General features: G+C 70.8%; 18 protein-coding genes. 15 read left to right on the top strand and 3 right to left on the bottom strand.

The annotated features are described in order from the left end of the window. Positions 1–16: 16 nt before the first annotated feature. Complete coding sequence (locus tag KUM38_RS03730; protein WP_217127798.1) at positions 17–1,243, bottom strand: hypothetical protein; 1,227 nt, start codon at positions 1,241–1,243, stop codon at positions 17–19. Between KUM38_RS03730 and KUM38_RS03735 the strand changes: the two genes are divergently transcribed. Beyond that, positions 1,242–1,529, top strand: coding sequence for a hypothetical protein (locus KUM38_RS03735; RefSeq protein WP_374227035.1), 288 nt, complete (start codon positions 1,242–1,244; stop codon positions 1,527–1,529). The two genes, KUM38_RS03730 and KUM38_RS03735, sit on opposite strands and share 2 nt — an antisense overlap. A gap of 50 nt (positions 1,530–1,579) precedes the next feature. Here the strand turns inward: KUM38_RS03735 and KUM38_RS03740 are convergent, their stop codons facing one another. Beyond that, positions 1,580–2,407 (bottom strand): DUF2637 domain-containing protein, encoded by an 828-nt coding sequence (locus tag KUM38_RS03740; protein ID WP_217127799.1) that lies wholly within the window; start codon positions 2,405–2,407, stop codon positions 1,580–1,582. Between the two features lie 272 nt (positions 2,408–2,679). Here KUM38_RS03740 and KUM38_RS03745 point away from each other — a divergent pair, with 272 nt between their 5' ends. The 14 genes from KUM38_RS03745 (at position 2,680) to KUM38_RS03810 (ending at position 22,734) form a co-directional block, all read left to right on the top strand. Next, positions 2,680–3,747 (top strand): hypothetical protein, encoded by a 1,068-nt coding sequence (locus KUM38_RS03745; protein WP_217127800.1) that lies wholly within the window; start codon positions 2,680–2,682, stop codon positions 3,745–3,747. 48 nt (positions 3,748–3,795) lie between these two features. Further along, the gene (locus KUM38_RS03750) at positions 3,796–4,617 is read left to right on the top strand and encodes a TIGR03936 family radical SAM-associated protein (protein WP_217127801.1); all 822 of its coding nucleotides are present in this window, start codon (positions 3,796–3,798) and stop codon (positions 4,615–4,617) included. A gap of 261 nt (positions 4,618–4,878) precedes the next feature. Next, positions 4,879–9,009, top strand: coding sequence for an Rne/Rng family ribonuclease (locus KUM38_RS03755; protein ID WP_217127802.1), 4,131 nt, complete (start codon positions 4,879–4,881; stop codon positions 9,007–9,009). Between the two features lie 215 nt (positions 9,010–9,224). After that, positions 9,225–10,292, top strand: coding sequence for a glucose-1-phosphate thymidylyltransferase (locus KUM38_RS03760; RefSeq protein ID WP_217127803.1), 1,068 nt, complete (start codon positions 9,225–9,227; stop codon positions 10,290–10,292). Beyond that, positions 10,289–11,275, top strand: coding sequence for a dTDP-glucose 4,6-dehydratase (gene rfbB, locus KUM38_RS03765; RefSeq protein WP_217127804.1), 987 nt, complete (start codon positions 10,289–10,291; stop codon positions 11,273–11,275). Before KUM38_RS03760 ends, rfbB begins: the two co-directional genes overlap by 4 nt. Next, on the top strand, positions 11,272–12,171 hold the full coding sequence (gene rfbD, locus KUM38_RS03770) for a dTDP-4-dehydrorhamnose reductase (protein WP_217127805.1): 900 nt from the start codon (positions 11,272–11,274) through the stop codon (positions 12,169–12,171). The genes rfbB and rfbD overlap by 4 nt, the downstream gene beginning before the upstream one ends. Next, positions 12,168–13,760 carry a glycosyltransferase family A protein gene (locus KUM38_RS03775; protein WP_217127806.1) on the top strand — a complete coding sequence of 531 codons (1,593 nt, stop codon included), beginning with the start codon at positions 12,168–12,170 and terminating at the stop codon, positions 13,758–13,760. Before rfbD ends, KUM38_RS03775 begins: the two co-directional genes overlap by 4 nt. 20 nt (positions 13,761–13,780) lie before the next feature. Beyond that, the gene (gene rfbC / locus KUM38_RS03780; RefSeq protein ID WP_217127807.1) at positions 13,781–14,368 is read left to right on the top strand and encodes a dTDP-4-dehydrorhamnose 3,5-epimerase; all 588 of its coding nucleotides are present in this window, start codon (positions 13,781–13,783) and stop codon (positions 14,366–14,368) included. 105 nt (positions 14,369–14,473) lie between these two features. Further along, on the top strand, positions 14,474–15,268 hold the full coding sequence (locus tag KUM38_RS03785) for a class I SAM-dependent methyltransferase (RefSeq protein WP_217127808.1): 795 nt from the start codon (positions 14,474–14,476) through the stop codon (positions 15,266–15,268). An 822-nt stretch (positions 15,269–16,090) separates the two neighbouring features. Beyond that, positions 16,091–17,206, top strand: a complete 1,116-nt coding sequence (locus KUM38_RS03790) for a DegT/DnrJ/EryC1/StrS aminotransferase family protein (protein WP_217127809.1) — start codon at positions 16,091–16,093, stop codon at positions 17,204–17,206. Between the two features lie 44 nt (positions 17,207–17,250). Further along, complete coding sequence (locus KUM38_RS03795) at positions 17,251–18,228, top strand: Gfo/Idh/MocA family protein (RefSeq protein WP_254396655.1); 978 nt, start codon at positions 17,251–17,253, stop codon at positions 18,226–18,228. Continuing rightward, entirely contained in the window at positions 18,218–19,864 is a 1,647-nt protein-coding gene (locus tag KUM38_RS03800; protein WP_217127811.1) for a glycosyltransferase, read from the top strand. Before KUM38_RS03795 ends, KUM38_RS03800 begins: the two co-directional genes overlap by 11 nt. A 9-nt stretch (positions 19,865–19,873) precedes the next feature. Further along, entirely contained in the window at positions 19,874–21,157 is a 1,284-nt protein-coding gene (locus KUM38_RS03805; RefSeq protein WP_217127812.1) for a nucleotide sugar dehydrogenase, read from the top strand. A 302-nt stretch (positions 21,158–21,459) separates the two neighbouring features. Next, on the top strand, positions 21,460–22,734 hold the full coding sequence (locus tag KUM38_RS03810) for a glycosyltransferase family 4 protein (RefSeq protein WP_217127813.1): 1,275 nt from the start codon (positions 21,460–21,462) through the stop codon (positions 22,732–22,734). A gap of 87 nt (positions 22,735–22,821) precedes the next feature. On the opposite strand, the gene wecB is transcribed toward KUM38_RS03810, so the two are convergent. Continuing rightward, the gene (gene wecB / locus KUM38_RS03815) at positions 22,822–23,925 is read right to left on the bottom strand and encodes a non-hydrolyzing UDP-N-acetylglucosamine 2-epimerase (protein ID WP_217127814.1); all 1,104 of its coding nucleotides are present in this window, start codon (positions 23,923–23,925) and stop codon (positions 22,822–22,824) included. Positions 23,926–23,950: the final 25 nt, after the last annotated feature.

The raw sequence follows: 23,950 nt of genomic DNA on the forward strand, positions 1-23,950 counted from the left end.
ACGTTCGTGACGTACTTCAGGCGGTACCCCTGGCGGTGGCCACGTAGCAGCTGGCGTGGCCTCCGCTCTTTTCCCATTTTTCCGGACTCGGCCACATGTACCAGTAGTCTCCGGCCAGGTCCGCCTCGGAGACCCATCGCCCGGGGGCGGCGTCATAGGCGGCGCGGCAGGCGGCGGCGGCTTTGTCCCGGGCGGCCGTGCTGCCCGGGTAGGGGCCCGTGCCGAGTGTTCGCTGGGCGAAGATCCTGCCGTCGTGCGGGCCCGAGCACGGCACGTCCACGACGGTGTCCAGGAGCCGCTGGCCCGTGCTGAAGTCGACGCAGCCACCGGGCTTCACCGAGTCGACGGAACGGACCGCCTCGAGGGCCGGCCGGACGGGTCCGTCGGGCTTCGCGGCGGGCTTCGGCACACCGTGTCCGGAGAGTCGGAGGTCGATGATCAGCGAGGTCATGTCCTCGAACGCGCTGCCCTTCTGCCCCAGGGCCTTCGAGAGGTCGGCTCGCACGTGGGTGACGCGTCCCCGGCCGTCCACGGAGACGGTCGCCGGCATCGGGGCGTTCTTGCCGGAGGAGCCGGTGGGGAAGAAGGTGGACAGCTCGCGTCCAAGGTCCCTCGGGAACAACTGCGAGGTGGCGCTGTTGGGCATGCCCGCCTTGTAGGTGCGCTGGGAGCCGTCGGTCTGCCGGGATGTCGCCTTCGTGGCACCGAGTCCTTCCAGGAGGGTGCCGCCCACCGGTCCTTCGGATCCGCGCAGGTGGTTGATGCTGTCGATGCCGAGGTCCGGACGGGTGTCGCCCGTCGTGTACTGGAGCCAGTACGCCGCCGAACCGGCGCGGTAGTGGATGCGTTGGCGGTCGACGAGGACGCGTGCCGAGGAGTCGGCATTGCCCTTGTTCGGGGTGACGCCCAGGAGCGTGTCCTTCGTTTCCCGGGGGAGTCCCTTCGGCAGCTGCCACGTCGTGGTCGCCTCGCCCGTTCCCTTCGCGAAGTCCATTCGCCCGCTGACGGTCTGCACCGCCCGGCCCTTCTTCGACGCGAAGGTCATGGTCTGGACGAAGTCGGCACCGCCCGCCTTCTGCGTCTGGCGCAGGGCGTGGAAGACCTGGAGGCCGAGCTTCTGGTCGAAGACGGGGTGCTCGGCGGCGGGGTGCTCGGCGGGGGTGTCCTGGTCGCCGGAGCAGGCGGTCAGGAGCAGGGGCGCGATGGTGAGCACCGCACCTGTACGGGCAAGGCGTCTGATCATGTCCGTAAGACCCGGCCGGGTCGTGGAGGGTTGCCTCCGCACGGGTCCTGGCTACGTCGGCGGAGAGCGCGTGGACCACCACTGGTGGAACCGTCTGGGCAGGGGCGTCGAGATCGATCTCACCCGCGAGCAGTTCGGGCCGGAGGGGATCGTCACCGAGGGTGTCGTCATTCCTCGCCCGCCCGAGAGGGCCGGGCTGCGCGAGGAGGACGGGTTTCTCCGCGACCGCGTCCTGGAGAAGCTCGGTCGGCACGACGCGGCCCCCGCCGTCGGCGGAGGCCGCTGAGAGGTCCCCCTGCTGTCGGCGGCGCATCGGGCCGCCGACAGCAGGAGGGCTTACGGGGTGTGCTGCCCGGGGTGCCGGGTGGATGGCGTGTCACGCCGGTAGGAGTGGCCCGGGGCCCGGAAACGTTCCTGTTTGCCGGGATCGATGAGCGGTGCGGGGTGGTCCATGGTGGACCGCAGCCGGTGGCGGGGCGAGGTGCGGCGGGGTGGGCGGGTGAGGGTGATCTGGCGGACGAGTTGCTGGAAGCAGGCCAGGGCGGCCACGCCCGGGAGAGCCGCGGCGGCGGTGTCGGTGATCGTCCGGGGGGCCTGGGCCACGCAGAGCATGATGGCGACGGACGAGAAGAGGAGGACGACGAACCACGAGTGCAGGGCGCGCCGTTGGTGCAGTGCCGCGCGGAGGATGGACAACGAGCCCGCCAGCCAGGGGCCGTAGACCAGCACGGGCCACCAGGCCGAGGAACTGCCTTTGCTGTGGGCCGTGGTGACGAGGAGCAGGGGTTCGTAGGTGACGACGCCGCTGAAGACGCTCACCATCGACACGGTGACCGCTGCCAGGGCGGCGATGGCGTAGCTGGCGAGGCGCAGTGCGTCGGGGCGTCTGCGCGGGGGTTTGCGCGGGGGTTTGCGGTGGCCGCGCGGTGCCGCGCGCAGGGGTGGCAGTTCCGCGGTGATCTCCTGCAGGTTGCCCATGGGGCTGCCGGCCGGGGGAGTGGTGACCGAGGCATCCTCGCGTGGCTGAGGCATGGTGACCCCGGAGGATTCCTCGCCGCGGGCTTCCTGGAGGAGATAGGCGAGTTCCTCGGCCGGGTCCCAGTGCGGTACGGACGATTCCATGGGCTCCGCGTAGACGAGAGGGTCGTAGCGTTCGTCATTCATGTCAGCCGGCCTCGCCGATCCAACGGCCGGCGAGGTCGGATTTCCACGAATTCCCCCCGTCGGACTTGATGAGCCCTGACATGCTTGCCTTCGTCATATAGCGACTAACGGCGTCTGTTTCACTTGGATGCGTGGCGAATGAGTGAACGGCCGTAGGGAAAATTGTTTTACATAAGTCGCGGAATTCTTATGTCTGATCGGTGTTCAGCATATGAAGTGGACAACATGATGAGCGTGGGATCCGGACGGGCCGCGCCTGCGTCTCCGTAGGTATGGATCTCGAGAAGCCGGCCGGTCCGCCGGCCACCGCGCCCGCGGGCGAGGGGTGTCTCGTCGTGGCGATCCGCGTTCCCGTGCGGATCGTGGTGCTGGTGCTGGTCGTGCCGGTGCGGATGGTGTGGGACGCGCTGGTCGTCGCCGGGCGGTTCCTGAACGACACGCTGCTGCGGCCGCTCGGGCGGGCGCTGCTGTGGGTGGGGCGGGCGGTGTTCGTGTGGCCGTTCGTGGGGCTGTGGCGGTATGTCCTCGTGCCGTTCGGCAAAGGGCTGGCGTGGCTCGGGAAGGTGCTGGTGGTCCTTCCGGCCGTCGCGTTCTACCGCCATGTGCTGACTCCCTTCGGTCATGGGGTCGCGTGGCTGTACGCGCGCGTGCTGACGCCGCTCGGTCATGTGCTCGCCGCGATCGGGGTCGGGGTGTGGGCGGGTGTGGTGTGGCTGGGGCGGTATCTCGTCGTCGTGCCCTCGGCGTGGCTGTACCGGTGGGTTCTGACGCCGGTGGGGCGGGCGATCGCCTGGTGCGCGAAGGGGCTGGTGTGGCTGGTGACGACGATCGTCACCGGGATCGGCACGGGGCTGTACTGGATCACCCGGATCCTGCTGGTGCTGCCCGCGCTCGCGGTGTGGCGCTGGGTGCTGGTGCCCGTCGGCCGTGTGCTCGCGGTCGTCGCGCGGGAGGTCGGGGACGCCCTGGGACACGCCTGGCGCGTCGCCGGGCACATCTCGCTCGCCGTCGGACGGTGGCTGGGAACGCTTTTCCGGTGGGTGTTCGTGGAGCCGGTGCGGTGGGTGTACCGGAGTGTGCTGACCCCGGTGGGGCACGTGGTGCGCGACGCGGTGCTGCGGCCTCTCGGAGATGCCGCCCGCACGGTGGGCCGGGCCGGCCGGCAGGCCCTCGACGCCGCCCGCGCGTCGGTACGGCGGGCACGCGCCGACTTCCGGCGGGCGCTGCTCGGCGAACCGGCCGGTGCGGGGAAGGAACCGCAGCTCACGCATCGGCGGGAACCTATCGGCCCGGAGACACGTACCCTTGGTGGAAGTACGACCGCTCTCACGAAGGACTGAACGACACTGGGCAAGCGACAGCCCGAAGGCCCGCCGCCCGCACCCGCGGTGCAGCGCATCCGACTGCGCTACACCAAGCGCGGCCGCCTCCGGTTCACCAGCCACCGTGACTTCCAGCGCGCCTTCGAGCGTGCGCTGCGCCGTGCCGAGGTGCCGATGGCGTACTCGGCGGGGTTCACACCGCACCCGAAGGTGTCGTACGCCAATGCCGCACCCACCGGCACGGGCAGTGAGGCGGAGTACCTGGAGATCGCGCTCACCGAGCCGCGTGACCCGGAGCGGCTCCGGGGCCTGCTCGACGAGTCGATGCCCGCCGGGCTCGACATCATCGAGGCGGTCGAGGCCCGCACCCCGGGTCTCGCCGACCGGCTGACGGCCTCCGTGTGGGAGCTGCGGCTGGACGGAGTCGGCCCCGAGGACGCCCGCCGTGCGGTGGACGCCTTCAACGCGGCCGGGACCGTCGAGGTCCAGCGCCGGACCAAGAACGGCGTCCGCACCTTCGACGCCCGTTCGGCGGTCGTGGGGCTGGAGAGCGTGGAAACGCACCCGCCGCATCCCGACGGGGGCGTCGACTCCACCGGAACGGCTGTCGCCGCGCTCCTTACTGGGCCGACCGACCAGCCCTGTGCGATACTGCGGCTGGTTGTTCGGCACGTGACGCCTGCCGTACGACCCGACGACGTCCTGTCCGGTCTCCGCGCCGTGGCCGACCTGGCGCCGCCGGTCCCCGCAGCGGTGACCAGGCTGGCGCAGGGGCTGCTCGATGAAGAGACCGGCACGGTGACCGACCCGCTCGCGCCCGACCGCGAGGCAGCAGCGACCGAGCCGCAACCGGCCGGCGCCACTGCCGCCGCGACGGCGTCGGCGTAAGGAAGGTCCCGCGAAGGGACGGACGTCGTAAGCGCCGCCCTCGAACTCGGGAGCCACCTGGGTCGGGCAGCGCACCGACCAGAAGACTTTCGCCAGGCCGTACGCATTCGGTGTACGGAACCGGCGAGACAGGACACAGAGTGCTCCCGTGCGGCGCCCGCGCCCCGGACGGCGGCGATCGCGCACCGCGCGAGCCGCGGACGTCACCGGCATCGCCGGACCAGGCGCGGCGCCCGGGAGCCTGACGGGAGAAACGCCCGCATGCTCGAACCGATCGAGCCCGTGGAGGGCTCCGAACTGAACACCCCCAGCGACACCCTGCCGCCGAGGCGGCGGCGCCGTGCCGCGTCCCGCCCGGCGGGTCCGCCCGCCGGGGCGGCCGACACGACGGCCGAGGCCGTCGCGCCGGCCATACCGGCCGCGGAGGCCCCCGAGCCCGGTGAGCTCGTGGAGCAGGAAGGCACCGAGGCCGAGGCGGAGAAGGAGGCCGAGCCCGTCGAGGCTCCGGTCGCCGCGCCCCGGCGTCGTCGTGTCGTCCGCCGGGCGGTCGCGTCGGCCGGGGCGCCGGAGTCGGCGGAGGCCGCCGAGACCGTCGTACCGGCGGCGCCCGCCGCGCCCGAGACCGCTCCGGCTCCCGAGCAGCCCGCCGTCGCCGCGGACACGACCGAGGACGCGGCCCCGCGCCGTACCCGGCGTCGCGCGACCCGGAGCGTGACCTCGCCGACGGCGACCGCCGAAACCCCGGAGACCACCTCCGAAGCCCTGAAGACCACCTCCGAGACCCCGGAGGCCGCCCCCGAGGTCGCGGAAACCACCGTCGAGGAGGCGGCCCCGCGCCGTACCCGGCGTCGGGCCACGCGCAGCGCGGCCTCCCCGGAGGCGTCCACCGAGACCGCCGGGGCATCCGAGACCGCCGGGGCACCTGAGACCGCCGGGGCGGTGGAGTCCGGCGCCGGCACGTCCGAGGACGCCGCTCCGCGCCGGACCCGGCGTCGCGCCACGCGGCGTGCCGAGGCGCCCGCCGCCGAGGCGGCCCCGGTGACCGAGACCCCCGAGGCCGTGCAGGTTCCCGAGCCCGCGCAGGCCCCCGAGCCCGCGCAGGCCCCCGAGCCCGCGCAGGCCCCCGAGCCCGCGCAGGCCCCCGAGCCCGTAGCCGACGAGGCCGCTCCGCGGCGTCGGCGCCGGGTGGTCCGCAAGGCCGCCGCCGGCTTCGCCGAGCCGGCCGAGTCCGGTGAGGGGGAGACGGCGCCGCGACGCCCCGCGCGTCCGGCCGTCGCCGTGTTCCAGCCGCCGGTGTTCACCGAGCCCCGCTTCCAGACCCCGGAGCGGGCCGCCGCCGAAGCGGCCGCCGAGGTTGTCGAACCGGCGGCGGAGCCGGAGCGGACCGAGGAGTTCCCGGAGGAGCAGCCCGCCGCCTCCCGCCGCCGTCGCCGGCGCCGGGGCGCGGACGAGGAGCCCGAGGCCGCTCCCGTGACCCGCGCCGAGGACGAGGCGGAGGAGGCCGAGGAACAGCCCGAGGACCACGCCGAGGCCGACGACCAGGACGACAGCGAGGCCGCCGGTTCGCGCCGTCGCCGTCGCCGCGGCGGCCGTCGCCGTCGGCGCGGCGACCTGGCCGAGACCGACGTCGAGGGCGGCGAGCCCGCGGACGCCGACGCCGAGCGGGTCTCCGCCGAGCAGGCCGCCCAGGACGCCGAGGACACCGCCGAGCAGATCGAGGAGGACACCGAGGACGACGCCGAGTCGGCCGAGGGCCGGGAGGACTCCGGGTCCACCAGCAGCCGTCGCCGCCGGCGCCGTCGTCGTCGCGCCGGTGACGGCGGCGGTGAGCCCGAGGTGGCCACCGACGACCCCGAGCGCACCGTCGTCAAGGTCCGCGAGCCCCGTCCGAAGGCCGAGCCGTCGGACGAGGTGCAGTCCATCAAGGGCTCCACGCGTCTGGAGGCGAAGAAGCAGCGCCGCCGCGAGGGCCGTGAGCAGGGCCGCCGCCGGGTGCCGATCATCACCGAGGCCGAGTTCCTGGCCCGCCGCGAGGCCGTCGAGCGCGTCATGGTGGTGCGCCAGTACGGCGACCGTACGCAGATCGGCGTCCTGGAGGACGGCGTGCTCGTCGAGCACTACGTCAACAAGGAGCAGGCGACCTCGTACGTCGGCAACGTCTACCTCGGCAAGGTGCAGAACGTGCTGCCGTCGATGGAGGCCGCCTTCATCGACATCGGCAAGGGCCGCAACGCCGTGCTGTACGCCGGTGAGGTCAACTTCGAGGCGCTCGGCATGTCGGGCGGTCCGCGCCGCATCGAGTCCGCGCTGAAGTCCGGCCAGTCGGTCCTGGTGCAGGTCACCAAGGACCCGATCGGGCACAAGGGCGCCCGTCTCACCAGCCAGGTCTCCCTCCCGGGCCGCTACCTCGTGTACGTCCCCGAGGGCTCGATGACCGGCATCAGCCGCAAGCTGCCCGACACCGAGCGGGCGCGGCTGAAGACCATCCTCAAGAAGATCGTCCCCGAGGACGCGGGCGTCATCGTGCGCACCGCCGCCGAGGGTGCGAGCGAGGACGAGCTGCGCCGGGACGTCGAGCGGCTGCAGGCGCAGTGGGAGGAGATCAAGAAGAAGTCCAAGAACGGCGGCAGCGCGCCGACGCTGCTGTACGGCGAGCCGGACATGACCGTCCGGGTCGTGCGGGACATCTTCAACGAGGACTTCACCAAGGTCGTCGTCAGCGGTGACGACGCCTGGGAGACCATCCACGGGTACGTGTCGCACGTGGCGCCGGACCTGGCCGAGCGGCTGTCCAGGTGGACCAGCGAGGTCGACGTCTTCGCCACGTACCGGATCGACGAGCAGCTCGCCAAGGCGCTGGACCGCAAGGTCTGGCTGCCCAGCGGCGGTTCGCTGGTGATCGACCGGACCGAGGCGATGGTCGTCGTCGACGTCAACACCGGCAAGTTCACCGGCCAGGGCGGCAACCTGGAGGAGACGGTCACCAGGAACAACCTGGAGGCGGCCGAGGAGATCGTGCGTCAGCTGCGGCTGCGCGACCTCGGCGGCATCATCGTCATCGACTTCATCGACATGGTCCTTGAGTCCAACCGGGACCTGGTGCTGCGGCGCCTCCTCGAGTGCCTGGGCCGTGACCGTACGAAGCACCAGGTCGCCGAGGTGACCTCGCTGGGTCTGGTCCAGATGACCCGCAAGCGGGTCGGCCAGGGCCTGCTGGAGTCGTTCTCGGAGACCTGCGTCCACTGCAACGGGCGCGGTGTCATCGTGCACCTGGACCAGCCGGCCGCCGCCGGTGGTGGCGGCAAGCGCCGGAAGCGGGCGCGGGCCGGTGCGGCGGAGCAGCCGCACGAGCACGAGATCGCCGTGGGCGTCGGGACGGCCGAGCAGGAGGCGGAGACGGAGACGGCGGCCGAGGTCGCCGCCGAGGCCGCCGAGCCGGTCGCGCTCCCCGCGCCCGAGTTCGTGCCCGACGAGGAGCTGTACAGCAGCGCCGCCGAGGCGGAGGCCGCGGCCACCCGTGGGCGCACGCGCCGCCGGGCGAGCCGGCGGGTGTCGGCCCCGGCGGGCGCGCCGAGGCGGGAGACCGCCAAGGACAGGGCCGACCGGTACAGGGCCGAGGAGAGCGAGAAGGCCGGGGCCGCGGCCCCGACGGCGCAGGACGTGACGGCCGCCGAGGAGGCCGCGCGCCCGGTGCAGCCGGAGCCGGCCGCCGAGGCGCTGGCCGAGCCCGCGGCCGTCGAGGACGCGGTGGTCCCCGAGCCGGAGACCGAGGCCCGGGAGACCGGGGCTCCGGCCGTCGAGGAGGCCGCGCCCAAGGGGCGTACGCGTCGCCGGGCCACCCGCAAGGTGTCCGCGCCGGCCGGTTCCCCGGCGGGAGCGGAGGCCGCGGTGGTGACGGTCGCGGAGCCCGTGGCCCCGGTGGTGGCCGAGGCGGCCGAGCCGAAGCCCGCGGAGGTTCCGTCCGAGGCGCCTGCCGAGGTGGAGGCCCCGGCCCGTCCGCGCCGCCGTGCGGTGCGCAAGCCGAGCACGTCGACCGCGTCCGAGGAGACGGCCGTGGTGGTCGTCCCGTCGGCGGCGACGGAGGCGGCGCCCGCCGAGGCTTCCGTCGAGGCGCCCGTCGGGGAGGCCGAGGCCGAGGCCGCCCCGGCCAAGAAGACCGCCCGCAAGGCGGTCAAGAAGGCCACGGCGAAGAAGGCCGCCACCAAGACGACCGCCACGAAGAAGACCGCGGCCAAGAAGACCGCGGCCAAGAAGACGACGGCCAAGAAGGCGGCGGCGAAGACCACCAAGTCGGCCGCCACCAAGACGACCGCGAAGAAGACGGCGTCGAAGAAGACCGCGGCGGCGGCCCAGCAGCCGTCGTCGTCGGTGACGGCCTCGACGGAGGACTGACCTCCGGATCGTTCGGTGAACGTGATCCGCCCCCGGTTCCCACCGGGGGCGGATCACTTTTTGGCGGGAAGAGGTCGCCGAGAGGTCGATTATGTGAATGGATGGTGAATCACTGTTCCTGTCGTGCAGTTATGATGTGCCCAAAGATCGACTGTGAAATCAGACAAACGGGGATTTTTCTTCCTGACCAGGTCCACAGTATTGGGGCGCCACACGTGAAGGCTCTCGTGCTTTCCGGGGGAGCGGGGACCCGCCTCCGTCCGATCACCCACACCTCGGCCAAGCAGCTCGTGCCGGTCGCCAACAAGCCCGTGCTCTTCTACGGGCTGGAAGCGATCGCCGACGCCGGGATCACAGAAGTCGGCATCGTCGTCGGCGACACCGCGGACGAGATCCGTGCGGCGGTGGGGGACGGATCCCGGTTCGGGATCGACGTCACCTACATCCCGCAGGACGCGCCCCTGGGCCTCGCGCACGCCGTGCTCATCGCCCAGGACTTCCTCGGCGACGACGACTTCGTCATGTACCTCGGCGACAACTTCATCGTCGGTGGCATCACCGGTCTGGTGGAGGAGTTCCGCACCGAGCGCCCCGACGCGCAGATCCTGCTGACCAAGGTTCCCGACCCCACCTCCTTCGGTGTCGCCGAACTCGACGCCGACGGCAGGGTGGTGGGTCTGGAGGAGAAGCCGAAGCAGCCCAAGAGCGATCTGGCCCTCGTCGGCGTCTACCTGTTCACCCCGGCCGTGCACGAGGCCGTCCGCTCCATCGAGCCGTCCTGGCGCGGCGAGTTGGAGATCACGCACGCCATCCAGTGGCTGATCGACGACAAGCGCGACGTCCGCTCCACCACGATCTCCGGGTACTGGAAGGACACCGGCAACGTCACCGACATGCTGGAGGTCAACCGGTCCGTCCTGGAGACCCTGGAGCCCCACCGCGCGGGCGCCGTGGACGAGGGCAGCGAGATCATCGGCCGGGTGCGCATCGAGGACGGCGCCCGCGTCAGCGCCAGCCGCATCGTCGGACCCGCGGTCATCGGCGCCGGTACGGTGGTGGACAACGCGTACATCGGCCCCTTCACCTCGGTGTCCGAGGGCTGCCGGATCGAGGACAGCGAAATCGAGTACTCCATCGTCCTGCGGGGTGCGTCCGTGACCGGTGTGCGCCGGGTCGAGGCCTCGCTCATCGGGCGCGACGTCGAGGTCACGCCCGCTCCCCGTAACCCGAAGGCCCACCGGCTCGTGCTCGGTGATCACAGCAAGGTGCAGATCTCCTCATGACGACCAGGATCCTGGTGACCGGCGGCGCCGGTTTCATCGGCTCGCACTACGTCCGTACGCTGCTCGGCCCCCAGGGCCCCGGTGACGTCGCGGTCACCGTCCTGGACAAGCTGACGTACGCGGGCAACCCGGCCAACCTCGACGAGGTGCGCGAGCACCCCGGGTTCGCCTTCGTGCAGGGCGACATCTGCGACCCGGAGTTGGTCGGCAAGCTGATGGCGGAGCACGACCAGGTCGTGCACTTCGCCGCCGAGTCCCACGTCGACCGCTCCATCGACGGCGGCGCGGAGTTCGTCCGCACCAACGTGGTCGGCACGCACACGCTCGTCGACGCCGCGCACCGGGCCGGCGTCGAGACCTTCGTGCACATCTCCACCGACGAGGTCTACGGCTCGATCGACGAGGGCTCCTGGCCCGAGACACACCCGCTGGAGCCCAACTCGCCCTACTCCTCGGCGAAGGCGTCCAGCGACCTGATCGCGCTGTCCTACCACCGCACCCACGGCCTGGACGTCCGCGTCACCCGCTGCTCCAACAACTACGGACACCACCACTTCCCCGAGAAGGTCATCCCCCTCTTCGTCACCAACCTCCTCGACGGCAAGAAGGTCCCGCTGTACGGCGACGGCGGCAACGTCCGCGACTGGCTGCACATCGACGACCACGTCCAGGGCATCGAACTGGTCCGCACCAAGGGCCGCGCGGGCGAGGTCTACAACATCGGCGGCGGCACCGAACTCTCCAACAAGGAGCTCACCGGGCTGCTGCTGGAGGCGTGCGGCGCCGACTGGGAGACCAGCGTCGAGTACGTCGAGGACCGCAAGGGGCACGACCGCCGCTACTCCGTCGACTGCACGAAGATCCGCGAGGAGCTCGGCTACGAGCCCCGCAAGGACTTCCGCGAGGGCCTCGCCGAGACGGTCCAGTGGTACCGCGACAACCGCGCCTGGTGGGAGCCGCTGAAGGAGCGTGCGGCCCTGTGAGCGGTACACGCGGCTGGCTGGTGACCGGCGCCGGCGGGATGCTGGCACGGGACGTCCTGGCCCGGCTCGCGACCGCCGGGATCCCGACGGTCGCCGTCACCCGCGCCGAGTTGGACATCACCGACCCCGAGGCGGTGCGCGACGTCCTCGCCGAGCACCGGCCCGCGGCCGTGGTCAACTGCGCCGCCTGGACCGCCGTCGACGACGCCGAGACCCGCGAGGACGACGCCCTGCGCATCAACGGCGACGGCCCGCGCCACCTGGCCGAGGCCTGCCGCGAGCTCGACGCCGTCCTCCTGCACGTCTCCACGGACTACGTCTTCCCCGGCGACGCGGACGAGCCGTACGCGGAGGACGCCCCGACGGGCCCGCGCAGTGCGTACGGCCGCACCAAGCTGGCCGGGGAACAGGCCGTCCTGACCACGCTCCCCGACCGAGGATTCGTGGTCCGCACGGCATGGCTGTACGGGGCGGGCGGCGGCAACTTCGTCCGTACGATGATCAAGCTGGAGTCCGTCAAGGACACCCTCGACGTCGTCGACGACCAGCGTGGCCAGCCCACCTGGACCGTCGACCTGGCCGACCGCCTGGTGCGCCTCGGCCAGGCGGCCCTCGCGGGGACCGCTCCCGCGGGTGTGTACCACGGCACCAGCGCCGGCGAGACGACGTGGTTCGGGTTCACCCGGGAGATCTTCCGGCTGCTGGGCGCCGATCCGGAGCGGGTCCGGCCGACCACCAGCGCGGCGTTCGCCCGCCCCGCGCCCCGGCCCGCGTACAGCGTGCTGGGGCACAGCCGCTGGCAGCAGGCAGGAATCGAACCCATACGCGACTGGTCCGAAGGGCTCAGCTCCGCGATGCCCGTGTTGCTCGCGGAGCTCCAAGGGGGGAACTCATGACCGTGAAGGTCAGCATCGTCATCCCGGTCTACAACGCGGGGGACTTCATAGAGCGGCCGATCAACTCGATCCTGAAGCAGTCACTGCCGCAGGACGAGCTTGAGGTGATCTTCGTCGACGACGGATCGACCGATGATTCCGCGGAGCGGTTGAGCGAACTGGCCGAAAAGACGGAGAACATACGGGTGTTCTCCATACCGAACTCGGGCTGGCCCGGGCGGCCCCGCAATATCGGTGTGTCCCATGCGCGGGGCGAGTACGTACATTTCCTCGACCAGGACGACGCCTTGGGCCCCAAGGCGCTCCAGGTGATGTACGACCGGGCGCATCGGAACAAGTCCGACATCGTCGTCGGCAAGGTCAAGGGCAATATGCGCGGCCCCATCCGTCTTTTCCGCGAGTCGGTCGACAGTGTCGGCCCGGAGTTCGCCGAGCTGTACGAGACACTGACTCCGCACAAGATGTTCCGGCGCCAGTTCCTGCTCGACAACGACATCACCTTCCAGGAGGGGCGCTGCCGTCTCGAGGACCAGATGTTCCTGGCGAAGGCCTATCCGCTCGCCAAGAGCATCACGGTCGTCGGCGACGTCGTGTGCTACGACTGGAGCAAGCGCGACGACGGCAGCAACAACAGCAAGGGCCGGACCGAGCCGGAGGACTACTATCCCTGGCTCGCCAGGACCGCACAGATCGTCAAGGCCAACACGAGCCCGGGGCCGGTGCGCGACGCCTTCCTGACGCGCAACTACCGGGTCGAAGTCCTGCGGAACGCCGCCACACCGGGTTTCCTGAAGGGTGATCCCTTCTACATGAAGCACTACGAGGCGGCTCGTAAGGTGGCGGTGGAGGAGTACCCGGACTCCGTCCGTGAGGGGCTGCCGCCGCTCTGGCGGTTCCGCGCCGAACTGCTCGAGGCCGACCGTGTCGAGGACCTGCGCAAGGTGGCCGAACGCTACCGCGGCACCGTCGGCGAGGTCGAGTTCAGCGGCCCGGTGCGCTGGCGGCGGGGTGTGCTGGTGGCGCCGTTCCGCGCCCGGCTGCGCTACGAGAACGGTGCCACGGTGAAGGTCAGGAAGCTGGGCGACGGCTACGGCCTCGACCTCGCCGTCGTCCACGGGATAGACGGCGGGCCGGAATGGACCTTCAAGGACCTGGAGAACCGTGCGGTCGTGGACTTCCAGCTGCGTCAGCGCAACAAGGCGCAGGCCTGGTTCGCCGACGTCGAGTCCGAGGTGAGCGTCGCCGCCGACGGGACCGTGGAGATCACGGGGACCGTCCGCGTCGACCCCGACACCGCGGCATGCGGAGGCCGGCTCCCCAAGGGGCTCTACGACGTCCACGTCAATGTCCAGTTGCTCGGGATCGACCGTATGGCCCGTATCGAGGGGGGCCCTGTGAGCGAGCTGCTGCCCTGCGGGGGTCAGCGGTCCCAGCGCCGGAACATCCAGGCCGCTCCCTACTGGACCAGGGACGGGCGGCTCGCTCTCGACATCGGCGGAAACATGTACCAGGTCCCGGGTGAGCGCACAGGGGTCCAGGCCACTTGGCGAAAGGTCGCCAAGAAGGTCAAACGAGTTCTCGCATCCTGAACCGGAGGTCTCGCTCCATCATGAAGCCCCTTTCGATCGAAGGCGCCTGGGTCCACGAGCCCAACGTCTTCCCGGACGAGCGCGGCAGCTTTCACGAGTGGTTCCGCGGAGCGGATTTCCGCGCGAGCACCGGGCACGACTTGTCCCTGGCCCAGGCGAACTGTTCGGTCTCCCGCCGCGGCACGCTCCGCGGTGTCCACTTCGCCGACGTGCCGCCGAGCCAGGCCAAGTACGTGAAGTGCGTACGCGGCGCCGTGCTCGACGCCGTCGTCGACATCCGGGTCGGCTCCCCCACCTACGGGCAGTGGGAACTGGTCCGGCTCGACGACGAGACACACGCCTCGGTCTACCTGTCCGAGGGCCTCGGACACGCCTTCCTGGCGCTGACCGACGACGCGACCGTCGTCTACCTCTGTTCCGAGGGCTACGCGCCGGAGCGGGAGCACGGCATCCATCCCCTCGATCCCGAGCTGGGCATCGCATGGCCGTCGGACGTGGAGACGCTGTTGTCGGACAAGGACGCCGCCGCCCCGACGCTGGCGGAGGCGGCGACGCGGGGACTGCTGCCCCGTTACGAGGACTGCGTCGCCTATCGCTCGGAACTCTGAAAGCCTTTGAAGTTACCGGATGGTAGGCGTTTACTCGCCGGTCGCATTCCGGCTAACTTCCGTGAATCGCTTAGTCGTCAGCCATCAGTGAAGGGCGCACTTTACGTGGATCGGCACGGGTTTCTCCGTCAGCTGCACAAGGTTTATCGCCCCCGTAACTACCTTGAGATCGGAGTGAACGACGGCCGCAGTCTGACGCTGTCCCGAGTTCCCACGGTCGCCGTCGACCCGGCGTTCAAGGTGACGTCGGAGGTCAGCTGCGATGTGCACATGGTCAAGGCCACGAGCGACGCCTTCTTCAGCCGCAAGGACCCGTTGATCCACCTGCGCAACGGCCGCAACCCGTTCCGCGCGCTCGCCCGCCGCGATCCGCTGAACCTCCTGGGCGGCGAGCCGCGACTCGAGCTGGCGTTCATCGACGGCATGCACCTCTTCGAGTTCGCGCTGCGGGACTTCATGAACGTCGAGCGGCACTCGCGCTGGTCGAGCGTGATCGTGCTGGACGACATGCTGCCGCGCAATGTCGACGAGGCGGCTCGCGACCGGCACACGGGGATGTGGACCGGCGACGTGTTCAAGGTGGCGCAGGTGTTGCGGCGCTTCCGCCCCGATCTGGTGGTGGTGGAGCTCGACACGAAGCCGACCGGTGTCGTGGCGGTCTTCGGAGCCGATCCGACCAGCACCGTGCTGAAGGACAACTACGACAAGATCATCGAGGAGTACCGCGCCGACGACCCGCAGGTCATTCCGGAGGAGATCCTGCTGCGCAAGAACGCCGTCCAGGGCGAGGTCCTGCTCGGGGCGGACTTCTGGCCGGCCCTCGTCCGGGCCCGCAATCTGCGCCGCCCCCGCTCGGCGTTCGCGCCGATCCGCCGCGGCATCCAAGCGGTGGCCGGCTGACACGGGCCGGTCCGTCGGGCCGGACGCCTCCGCCCGACGGACACGCATCCGGTTCGACCCTGCGGCGGCTCCCGTTCTTCGGCAGGGCCGAGGCCCCCGAGTCGAAGACCGAGGCCCGGGACACCGGGGCTCCGGCCGTCGAGGAAGCCGCGCCCAAGGGGCGTACGCGTCGCCGGGCCACCCGCAGGGTGTCCGCGCCGGCCGGTTCCCCGGCGGGAGCGGAGGCCGCGAAGAAGACGACGGCCAAGAAGACGACGGCGAAGACCACCAAGTCGGCCGCCACCAAGTAGGCCGCGGCGGCGGCCCGGCAGCAGCCGCCGTCGTCGGTGACCGCCTGGACGGAGGACCGACCGGGCCCGCCCCGCGGGGCGGGCCGCACCCACGAAGCGCGGGACACCGGAGGCCACCGGTGTCCCGCGCTTCGTCGCGCCCCGACCCGGGCGCGTCACAGATCCTCTGCGACTGGTCACCCTGTGTGCCGCATGTGCCCGTTCCTTGACCGGCCGAAGGTTTCTCTGTGGTAACTCTACGGATAAGCCGTGCACATGTGCTGGTAACGTAATCGCGGTCTCGGCCGCTGGTCTCGCGGCGCCGTGGACCGCAGCGACTGCTGCGACCGGACCTTCTTCCCACGCGGACGGCGGCTGCCTTCCGTCATCGGCTCTCCAGGGGGCGGAGCCCACGCGGAAACCGTTCGCCGCCGCCAGCAGCCTGCCGAATTTCCGAACACACGGGTACGGACCGCCTCCGCCCGGGCGGCCCCTTCCCGATCCACGTCGTGGTGCGGCCGCCGAGGCCACCGAAGGAGGAGGGGGAACGTCGATGACCGACGCCCATGAGTCGATACCGGCCGCCAGGCCCGTCATCGACGAGGAAGAGATCGAGGCCGCGGTACGCGTGCTGCGCAGTGGCCGGGTCGTACAGGGTCCCGAGGTGGCCGCCTTCGAGGAGGAGTTCGCCGAGCTCGTCGCCGGACGGCACTGCGTCGCGGTCAACTCCGGCACCTCCGCGCTGCACCTGGCACTGCTCGCCCTGGGGATAGGCCCGGGGGACGAGGTCATCGTGCCGTCGTTCTCCTTCGCCGCCTCCGCCAACGCCGTACGGCTGGTCGGTGCCGACGTGGTCTTCGCCGACATCGAGCCCGGCAGCTTCTGCCTGGACCCGGCGGCCGTCGAGGCGGCCCTCACCCCGCGCACCGCCGCGGTCATGCCCGTCCACCTGTACGGCCACCCGGCCGCCATGGACCGGATCATGGCCATCGCGGACCGGCACGGGCTGGCCGTCGTCGAGGACGCCTGCCAGGCCCACGCGGCGGCGCTGCACGGCACTCCGGTCGGCGCGTTCGGCAACGCCGGAACCTTCAGCTTCTACCCGACCAAGAACATGCACAGCCTCGAGGGCGGCATGGTCAGCACCGCCGACGCCGCGCTCGCCCGCACCCTGCGCCTGCTGCGCAACCAGGGCATGGAGCAGCGCTACGCCAACGAGATCGTCGGTGCCAACGTCCGCATGACCGACGTCTCCGCCGCGATCGGCCGGGTGCAGCGCGCCAAGCTGGCCGGCTGGACCGAGCAGCGCATCGCCAACGCCGCGTACCTCACGGAGCACATCACCGCGCCGAACGTGGTCACGCCGGAGGTCGCCGTCGGCGCCCGGCACGTCTTCCACCAGTACACCGTGCGCGTCCGGGGGGACCGCGACGCCGCCATGGCCCGCCTCACCGAGGCCGGCATCGGCAACGCGGTGTACTACCCGACGCCCATCCACCGCCTCAAGCCGTACTGGGAGCCGGACCAGAAGGCCGGCCGGGTCTGGGACCTGCCCGAGACGGAGCGCGCGGCGGCCGAGGTCGTCTCGCTGCCCGTCCACCCGGGCCTGTCCGCAGGCGACCTGGAGCGCATCGTGTCCGCCGTGAACACGCTGGGGGAGCAGAAGTGAGCAGTGGAAGGCGGCTGCGGGCCGGACTCGTCGGCCTCGGCTCCATGGGACGCCACCACGCCCGCGTCCTGGCCGGTCTGGAGGGCGTCGACTTCGTCGGCGTCGTCGACCCGATGGGCGACAAGCACGGCGCCGCACAGGGCGCGCCCGTCCTGGCCACCGTCGAGGAACTCATCGACCTGGGCGTCGACTACGCCGTGGTGGCCTGCCCCACCGCCCTGCACGAGGAGGTCGGCCTGCAGTTCGCCGCGGCCGGCGTCTGCGCGCTGATCGAGAAGCCGGTCGCCGACACGGTGGACGGGGCGCGCCGCCTGGTGGAGGCCTTCGAGTCGCGCGGTCTGGTGGCCGGCGTCGGGCACATCGAGCGGTGCAACCCCGCGCTGCGTTCGCTGCGGGCCCGGCTGGAGGCGGGTGAACTCGGCGACGTGTACCAGGTCGTCACCCGGCGCCAGGGACCCTTCCCGCACCGGATAGCCGACGTCGGCGTGGTCAAGGACCTGGCCACCCACGACATCGACCTCACCGGCTGGGTCACCGGCCGCGAGTACGTCTCCATCGCCGCGCACACCGTCTCCAAGAGCGGCCGTCCGCACGAGGACATGGTCTCGGCGGTCGGCCGCCTCGACGACGGCACGATGGTCAACCACCTGGTCAACTGGCTGAGCCCGCTCAAGGAGCGCTTCACCTCGGTCACCGGCGAGCGCGGCTGCTTCATCGCCGACACCCTCACCGCGGACCTGACCTTCCACTCCAACTCGGCCGTGGCCACCGAGTGGGAGGCCCTCCAGGCCTTCCGGGGCGTCGCCGAGGGTGACATGATCCGTTACGCCATTCCCAAGCGCGAGCCGCTCCTCGTCGAACACGAACTGTTCCGGGACGCGGTCCTCGGCCGGCCCGCCGACATCTGCACCCTGCGCCAGGGCCTGCGGACCGTGGAGGTCGCGGCGGCGGTGCTGGAATCGGCGGAGGACAACCGCAGCGTTTCGCTCCTGGGGGAGGACCTGATCACTCATGGTGGCTGAACACCAGGTGCGGACCGCACCGGATGTCAGCGTGATCGTCGCCGTCTACAACACGATGCCCTATCTGACGGAGTGTCTGAACTCCCTGGTCGGGCAGAGTATCGGGCGGGAACGGCTGGAGATCGTCGCGGTCGACGACGGCTCCACCGACGACAGCGGCGCCGAGCTCGACCGCTTCGCCGAACGGTACCCGGATACGGTCAAGGTGATCCACCAGGCGAACTCCGGCGGCCCGGCGGCCCCCAGCAACCGGGCCCTGGACGTCGCCACCGGCCGGTACGTCTACTTCATCGGCTCCGACGACTATCTCGGTGAAGAAGCCCTGGAGCGCATGGTGGCCTGCGCCGACGAGCACGGCTCGGACGTCGTCGTCGGCAAGATGGTCGGCACCAACGGCCGGTACGTCCACCAGGCGCTGTACAAGAAGAACGATCCGGACATCGGGCTCAGTGGTTCCGCCCTGCCCTGGACCCTCGCCAACACCAAGCTGTTCCGGCGCGACCTCGTCGAGCGGCACACGCTGCGCTTCCCCGAGCACCTGCCCGTGGGCAGCGACCAGCCGTTCACCATCGAGGCGTGCGTGCGCGCGCGGAAGATCTCGGTGGTGGCCGACTACACCTGCTACTACGCGGTGAAGCGGGGCGACGCCAGCAACATCACCTACCGGGCCGACCACCTGGCCCGGCTGCGGTGCACGGCGGAGATCATGGACTTCACCGCCGACCTCCTGGAGGCGGGCCCGGAGCGCGACGCCATCCTGCGCCGGCACTTCACCTGGGAACTGGCCAAGCTCGTCCAGGACGATTTCCCCGCCCTGGGCCGCGATCTCCAGCGCGACATCTGCGCGGGCATCGCCCGGCTCGCCGACGCCTACTTCACGGACGGCATCCGGGACGCGATGGACGTCAAGCGCCGGGTGCGCATCTGCCTGGCCCGGGCCGGCGCGATCGACGAGCTGTGCGAGGCGATCACCTCCGAGAAGCGGCACGGGGCGCCGCCCTTCGTCGTCGAGGGCGACCGCGCCTACGCCCGCTATCCCGGCTTCCGCGATCCCCGGATCGGCCTGCCCGACCGGTGCTACGAGCTCGTCGGGGAGGCGGTTCCCGGCCGGCTCGCCAAGGGCACCGAACTGCTCGCCTCCGCCTGGGAACAGGAGGGCGAGGGGATCGCCTACACGGCGTCGGTCAGGATCCCCGTCCTGGGCGACGTGGACGGCGCCGTCCTCCGGCTGGTGCACGGGGCCATGCCCCAGAAGGCGGACAAGCCCGGGGCCAGGAAGCTCCCGGGCGGACACTCCCTCCCGGCACCCGTGGGCCACTTCACCACGCAGCCCGCCGAGGACGGCGCCGCCACGGTGCTGCACGCCCGCGTCCCGCTGGAGCGGCGCGAGGTCAAACTCGGCGTACGGGTCTACCTGGACGTCGCCGGGGCCACGTACGAGATACCCGTGCGCGGCAAGGGCAAGCCCATGCCGTTGTCGCGCCGCTGGGGTCGCTACGAGGACCCCTACCGCGCTGCCGCCCTGGTCAACGACAAGGGCCGCGTGGTGGTCGCCACGGCGCGGATGTTCCCGCCGAAGAAGTCACTGGCCTCCCGGATGAAGGCCACTCTCGTCCGCGGTTCCAAGAGGAAGTAACGACCGATCATGAACATCTGTGTAGTAGCGCTCGGCAAGATCGGGCTTCCGCTCGCCGTGCAGTTCGCTTCCAAGGGCCACCGGGTCATCGGCGCGGACGTCAACGAGAAGGTCGTCGAGCTGGTCAACGCCGGTGTCGAGCCCTTTCCCGGTGAGCACGACCTGGACGTGAAGCTGAAGCAGGCCGTCGACGCCGGCCTGCTGAGCGCGACGACGGACACGGCCGCCGCGGTGGCCGAGTCCGAGGCGGTCGTCGTGGTCGTCCCGCTGTTCGTCGACGCCGAGGGCGTACCGGACTTCGGCTGGATGGACTCCGCCACGAAGGCGATCGCGCAGGGCCTCAAGCCCGGCACCCTCGTCTCCTACGAGACCACCCTGCCGGTCGGCACCACCCGCACCCGCTGGGCGCCGATGCTCGCCGAGGGCTCGGGCCTGACCGCGGGCGAGGACTTCCACCTGGTCTTCTCACCCGAGCGCGTGCTCACCGGACGGGTCTTCGCCGACCTGCGCCGCTACCCGAAGCTGGTCGGCGGCATCGACGAGGCGTCGACGGCGCGCGGTGTCGCGTTCTACGAGGCGGTCCTGGACTTCGACGCCCGCGACGACCTGCCCCGCCCCAACGGGGTCTGGGACCTGGTCACGGCGGAGGCGTCCGAGCTCGCCAAGCTCGCCGAGACCACCTACCGCGACGTCAACATCGGCCTGGCCAACCAGTTCGCGCGGTTCGCCGACAGCAACGGCATCGACGTCAAGAAGGTCATCGAGGCCTGCAACTCGCAGCCCTACAGCCACATCCACCAGCCGGGCATCGCGGTGGGCGGCCACTGCATCCCGATCTACCCGCGGATGTACCTGTGGAACGACCCGGCCGCGACCGTGGTGCGCTCCGCCCGCGAGGCGAACGCCGCGATGCCCGAGTACGCCGTCGACCTGCTCGCCGCCGCCTACGGCGACCTGACCGGCGTCAACGTGCTCGTGCTGGGCGCTGCCTACCGCGGTGGCGTCAAGGAGACCGCGTTCTCCGGCGTCTTCCCGACCGTCGAGGCGCTCAAGGCGCGCGGCGCCGTGCCGTACGTCTCCGACCCGATGTACACCGCCGAGGAGCTGGCGGCGCACGGCCTCACCCCGCACGCCGGTGAGAAGGTCACAGCCGCGATCCTCCAGGCCGACCACGCCGAGTACCGCGAGCTCACCCCCGCCGACCTGCCGGACGTCACGGTCCTGGTCGACGGACGCCGCACGACCGACCCGGAGGCCTGGAAGGGCGTCCGGCGGGTCGTCATCGGCGGCTGACAAGCAGCGTGGTTACGGAAGAAGGAAATATGCAGAAGCGGCGCCCAGGGCGTGTGGTCATGCTCGTCGACAATACGATCGACGGTGATTCGCGGGTCCAGAAGAGTGCTCGTTCCATGGCCGACGCAGGGTGGGAGGTACACCTCATAGGACGTGCTCCCCGCACCGGCGAGGACGAGTACATGCTGGGAGACGCGCATGTCCACCGACTGCCCCTGCTGCGACTTCCCGGCCGGAAGTCCCTGCGTCGACGCTTGACGAAGGTGCGTTACCCGCTGGCCTACGAATCCCAGGATCAGGCCATGCTCAAGTCGCGTCAGATCAAGATGAACTGGGCCGAACTGGCGTATCTGCGGTCTGGGCAGCAGGAACGCTCCGGTCTTGTGACGCGCGAGCCGCGTACCCCGGGGGTCCCTCTCATCGCTCGCCGTGCGACGGGCAAGGCGCGCCGTGCGGCCATCGGCATCCGGGTCAGGCAGACGAAGGCGGCCGCAGCGGCCTGGGCGGAGAAGGACGGCCTGCCCGAGAGTGTCGAGGCCCGCTTCTGGACGTTCGCCGTCGGTGACCGTGCCTGGCGCCATCTCGATCCCATGCCTCTGCGTTACGACCTCAGCTACCGCAAGAAGATCGATGAACTCGAGCCGGACCTCATCCACGCACACGACTTCCGGATGGTCGGTGTGGCGGCTCGCGCCGTGGTGCGTGCCCGTGAGGCGGGACGCGACGTGCGGATGGTCTACGACGCTCACGAGTACGTGCCGGGCCTGAGCGGCCGCCGCGCCAAGTGGTTGACCTCCCAGGTGGCGTACGAGCGTGAACACATCGGTTTCGCCGACGCCGTGGCCACGGTGTCCCCCGCGCTGGCCGACCTGTTGGTCAGGGAGCACGGCCTGACCGAGCCCCCGATCATCACACTCAACGCCCCGCCCAAGCCCGAGCCGGGTTCGCAGCGCACGGACTGGCGGACCGAGTCGGGCGCTCGCGACGTGCGTGAGGCATGCGGTCTGGGCCCCGACACCCCTCTGGTCGTGTATTGCGGTGGCGCGGCCCCGCAACGCTGTCTGCACACCATCGTGGAGTCCTTGGAGTTCGCCGAGGGCGTCCACGCGGCTTTCGTGGTCAACAACCTGGACGGCCCGTATGTGAGTTCGCTGAAGGAACTGGCGGAGCGGCTGGGCGCGGCGGACCGTGTGCACTTCATGCCGTACGTGCCCTACGACGTGCTCGTCGGCTTCCTCTCCACCGCCGACGTGGGCATCCATCCGCTGATCAAGGGACCGATCAACCACGAGGTCGCGCTGAGCACGAAGTTCTTCGAGTTCATGCACGCTCGGCTGCCGGTGGTCGTCAGCGATGTGAAGGCCATGTCCGAAGAGATCACCCGGGTCGGGAACGGCGAGGTCTTCCGCTCCGAGGACGGCAAGGACCTGGCCCGCGCGATCGGTGTCGTCCTGAGCGACCGTGCGCGCTACACCGCGGTGTACGACCGTCCCGGTGTGCTGGACGAGTGGAGCTGGGAGGCGCAGGCGGAGAAGTACGTCGCGCTGTACGAGAGGCTGCTCAAGCATCTCGGCTGATGATCGCGGTCCCATGTGGACCCGGACATGAAGAAGGGCTTCCCGCGTCATGACGCGGGAAGCCCTTCTTGTTCTGCCCGAGTGGTGTTACGGGTGGTGCTGCTGAGAGGCGGCCTCTTCCATCAGCTTGACCACCCGCTGGGCGGCGGTCCCGTCGCCGTAGGGTTCGCCGTGCGGCGTGGTCGGCGCCGGGCGGGTCGCCAGCGCGGACCAGTCGGCCGGAGCCAGGTCGTGCGGGTCGGGCACGAGGCGATTCCAGTCGTCGTCCAGGGTCTCCACCCACTCCGTCTCGGGACGGATGGTGGTGCATACGCGGTCCAGCAGGTAAGCCTCCTTCTGCAGCCCGCCGGAGTCGGTCACCACGCCTGCGGAGGCCAGTACCGCGGCCACCAGACCGGCGTACGGAAGCGGCCGGCCCACCCGCACCGAGCCCTGGTCCAGCCGGATGCCGTGCTGCTCGGCCCGCGCGACCAGACGCGGGTGCGCCAGCAGCGCCACGGGCAGCGGGAGCCGCGCCAGCGACTCGACGATGGCGCTCAGCCGGGCGGCGTCGTCCGTGTTGTCCGGCCGGTGCAGTGTCGCCAGCAGGAACGGCTGCTTCGGGTCGATGCCCTCCGGCAGAGCCGGAGCCGGGTGTTCGCCCGCGAGGACGGCGTCCCGGATGCGCAGACAGATGTCCACCATCACATCCCCGGCCAGACGGGCGCGGTGCCCCAGACCCTCGTTGGCCAGGTGGCGCATGGCTTCCTCGGTGGGGGCCAGCAGCAGATCGGCGCAGTGGTCGGTGAGGACCCGGTTGTGCTCCTCGGGCATCCGGCGGTTGAACGACCGCAGGCCCGCCTCCAGGTGAGCCACCGGCAGGTGCTGTTTCACCGCTGACAGGGCGCCGGCGATCGTGGAGTTCGTGTCCCCGTAGACCAGCACCCAGTCCGGCTGATGCTCGGCGAGGACCGGATCGAGCGCGGAGAGCACGGCACCCGTCTGCACGCCATGACTGCCCGAGCCCACCCCGAGGTGCACATCCGGGTCGGGAATACCCAGCCCGGAGAAGAAGACGTCCGACAGGTCGGCGTCGTAGTGCTGGCCGGTGTGGACGATGACGTGCTCGTGTTCCGTCTGGGCGAAAGCGGCCGCGATGGGCGCGAGCTTCACCAGTTGCGGGCGGGCACCGACGATGCTGATGACTTTCATGGGGCACTCTTCAATCTTGGTCGGT

Origin of the sequence: Streptomyces sp. AC558_RSS880 (assembly GCF_019049255.1) — a bacterium.
Taxonomy (GTDB): Bacteria; Actinomycetota; Actinomycetes; order Streptomycetales; family Streptomycetaceae; genus Streptomyces.

Coding starts and splice junctions, on each gene's coding strand:
- KUM38_RS03810 (WP_217127813.1), top strand. CDS start 21,460: ATGCTCAAGTCGCGTCAGATCAAGATGAACTGGGCCGAACTGGCGTAT.
- rfbB (WP_217127804.1), top strand. CDS start 10,289: ATGACGACCAGGATCCTGGTGACCGGCGGCGCCGGTTTCATCGGCTCG.
- KUM38_RS03735 (WP_374227035.1), top strand. CDS start 1,242: ATGTCCGTAAGACCCGGCCGGGTCGTGGAGGGTTGCCTCCGCACGGGT.
- KUM38_RS03805 (WP_217127812.1), top strand. CDS start 19,874: ATGAACATCTGTGTAGTAGCGCTCGGCAAGATCGGGCTTCCGCTCGCC.
- KUM38_RS03740 (WP_217127799.1), bottom strand. CDS start 2,407: ATGAATGACGAACGCTACGACCCTCTCGTCTACGCGGAGCCCATGGAA.
- KUM38_RS03775 (WP_217127806.1), top strand. CDS start 12,168: ATGACCGTGAAGGTCAGCATCGTCATCCCGGTCTACAACGCGGGGGAC.
- KUM38_RS03745 (WP_217127800.1), top strand. CDS start 2,680: ATGGATCTCGAGAAGCCGGCCGGTCCGCCGGCCACCGCGCCCGCGGGC.
- KUM38_RS03755 (WP_217127802.1), top strand. CDS start 4,879: ATGCTCGAACCGATCGAGCCCGTGGAGGGCTCCGAACTGAACACCCCC.
- KUM38_RS03790 (WP_217127809.1), top strand. CDS start 16,091: ATGACCGACGCCCATGAGTCGATACCGGCCGCCAGGCCCGTCATCGAC.
- wecB (WP_217127814.1), bottom strand. CDS start 23,925: ATGAAAGTCATCAGCATCGTCGGTGCCCGCCCGCAACTGGTGAAGCTC.
- KUM38_RS03795 (WP_254396655.1), top strand. CDS start 17,251: ATGGGACGCCACCACGCCCGCGTCCTGGCCGGTCTGGAGGGCGTCGAC.
- KUM38_RS03730 (WP_217127798.1), bottom strand. CDS start 1,243: ATGATCAGACGCCTTGCCCGTACAGGTGCGGTGCTCACCATCGCGCCC.
- KUM38_RS03800 (WP_217127811.1), top strand. CDS start 18,218: ATGGTGGCTGAACACCAGGTGCGGACCGCACCGGATGTCAGCGTGATC.
- rfbC (WP_217127807.1), top strand. CDS start 13,781: ATGAAGCCCCTTTCGATCGAAGGCGCCTGGGTCCACGAGCCCAACGTC.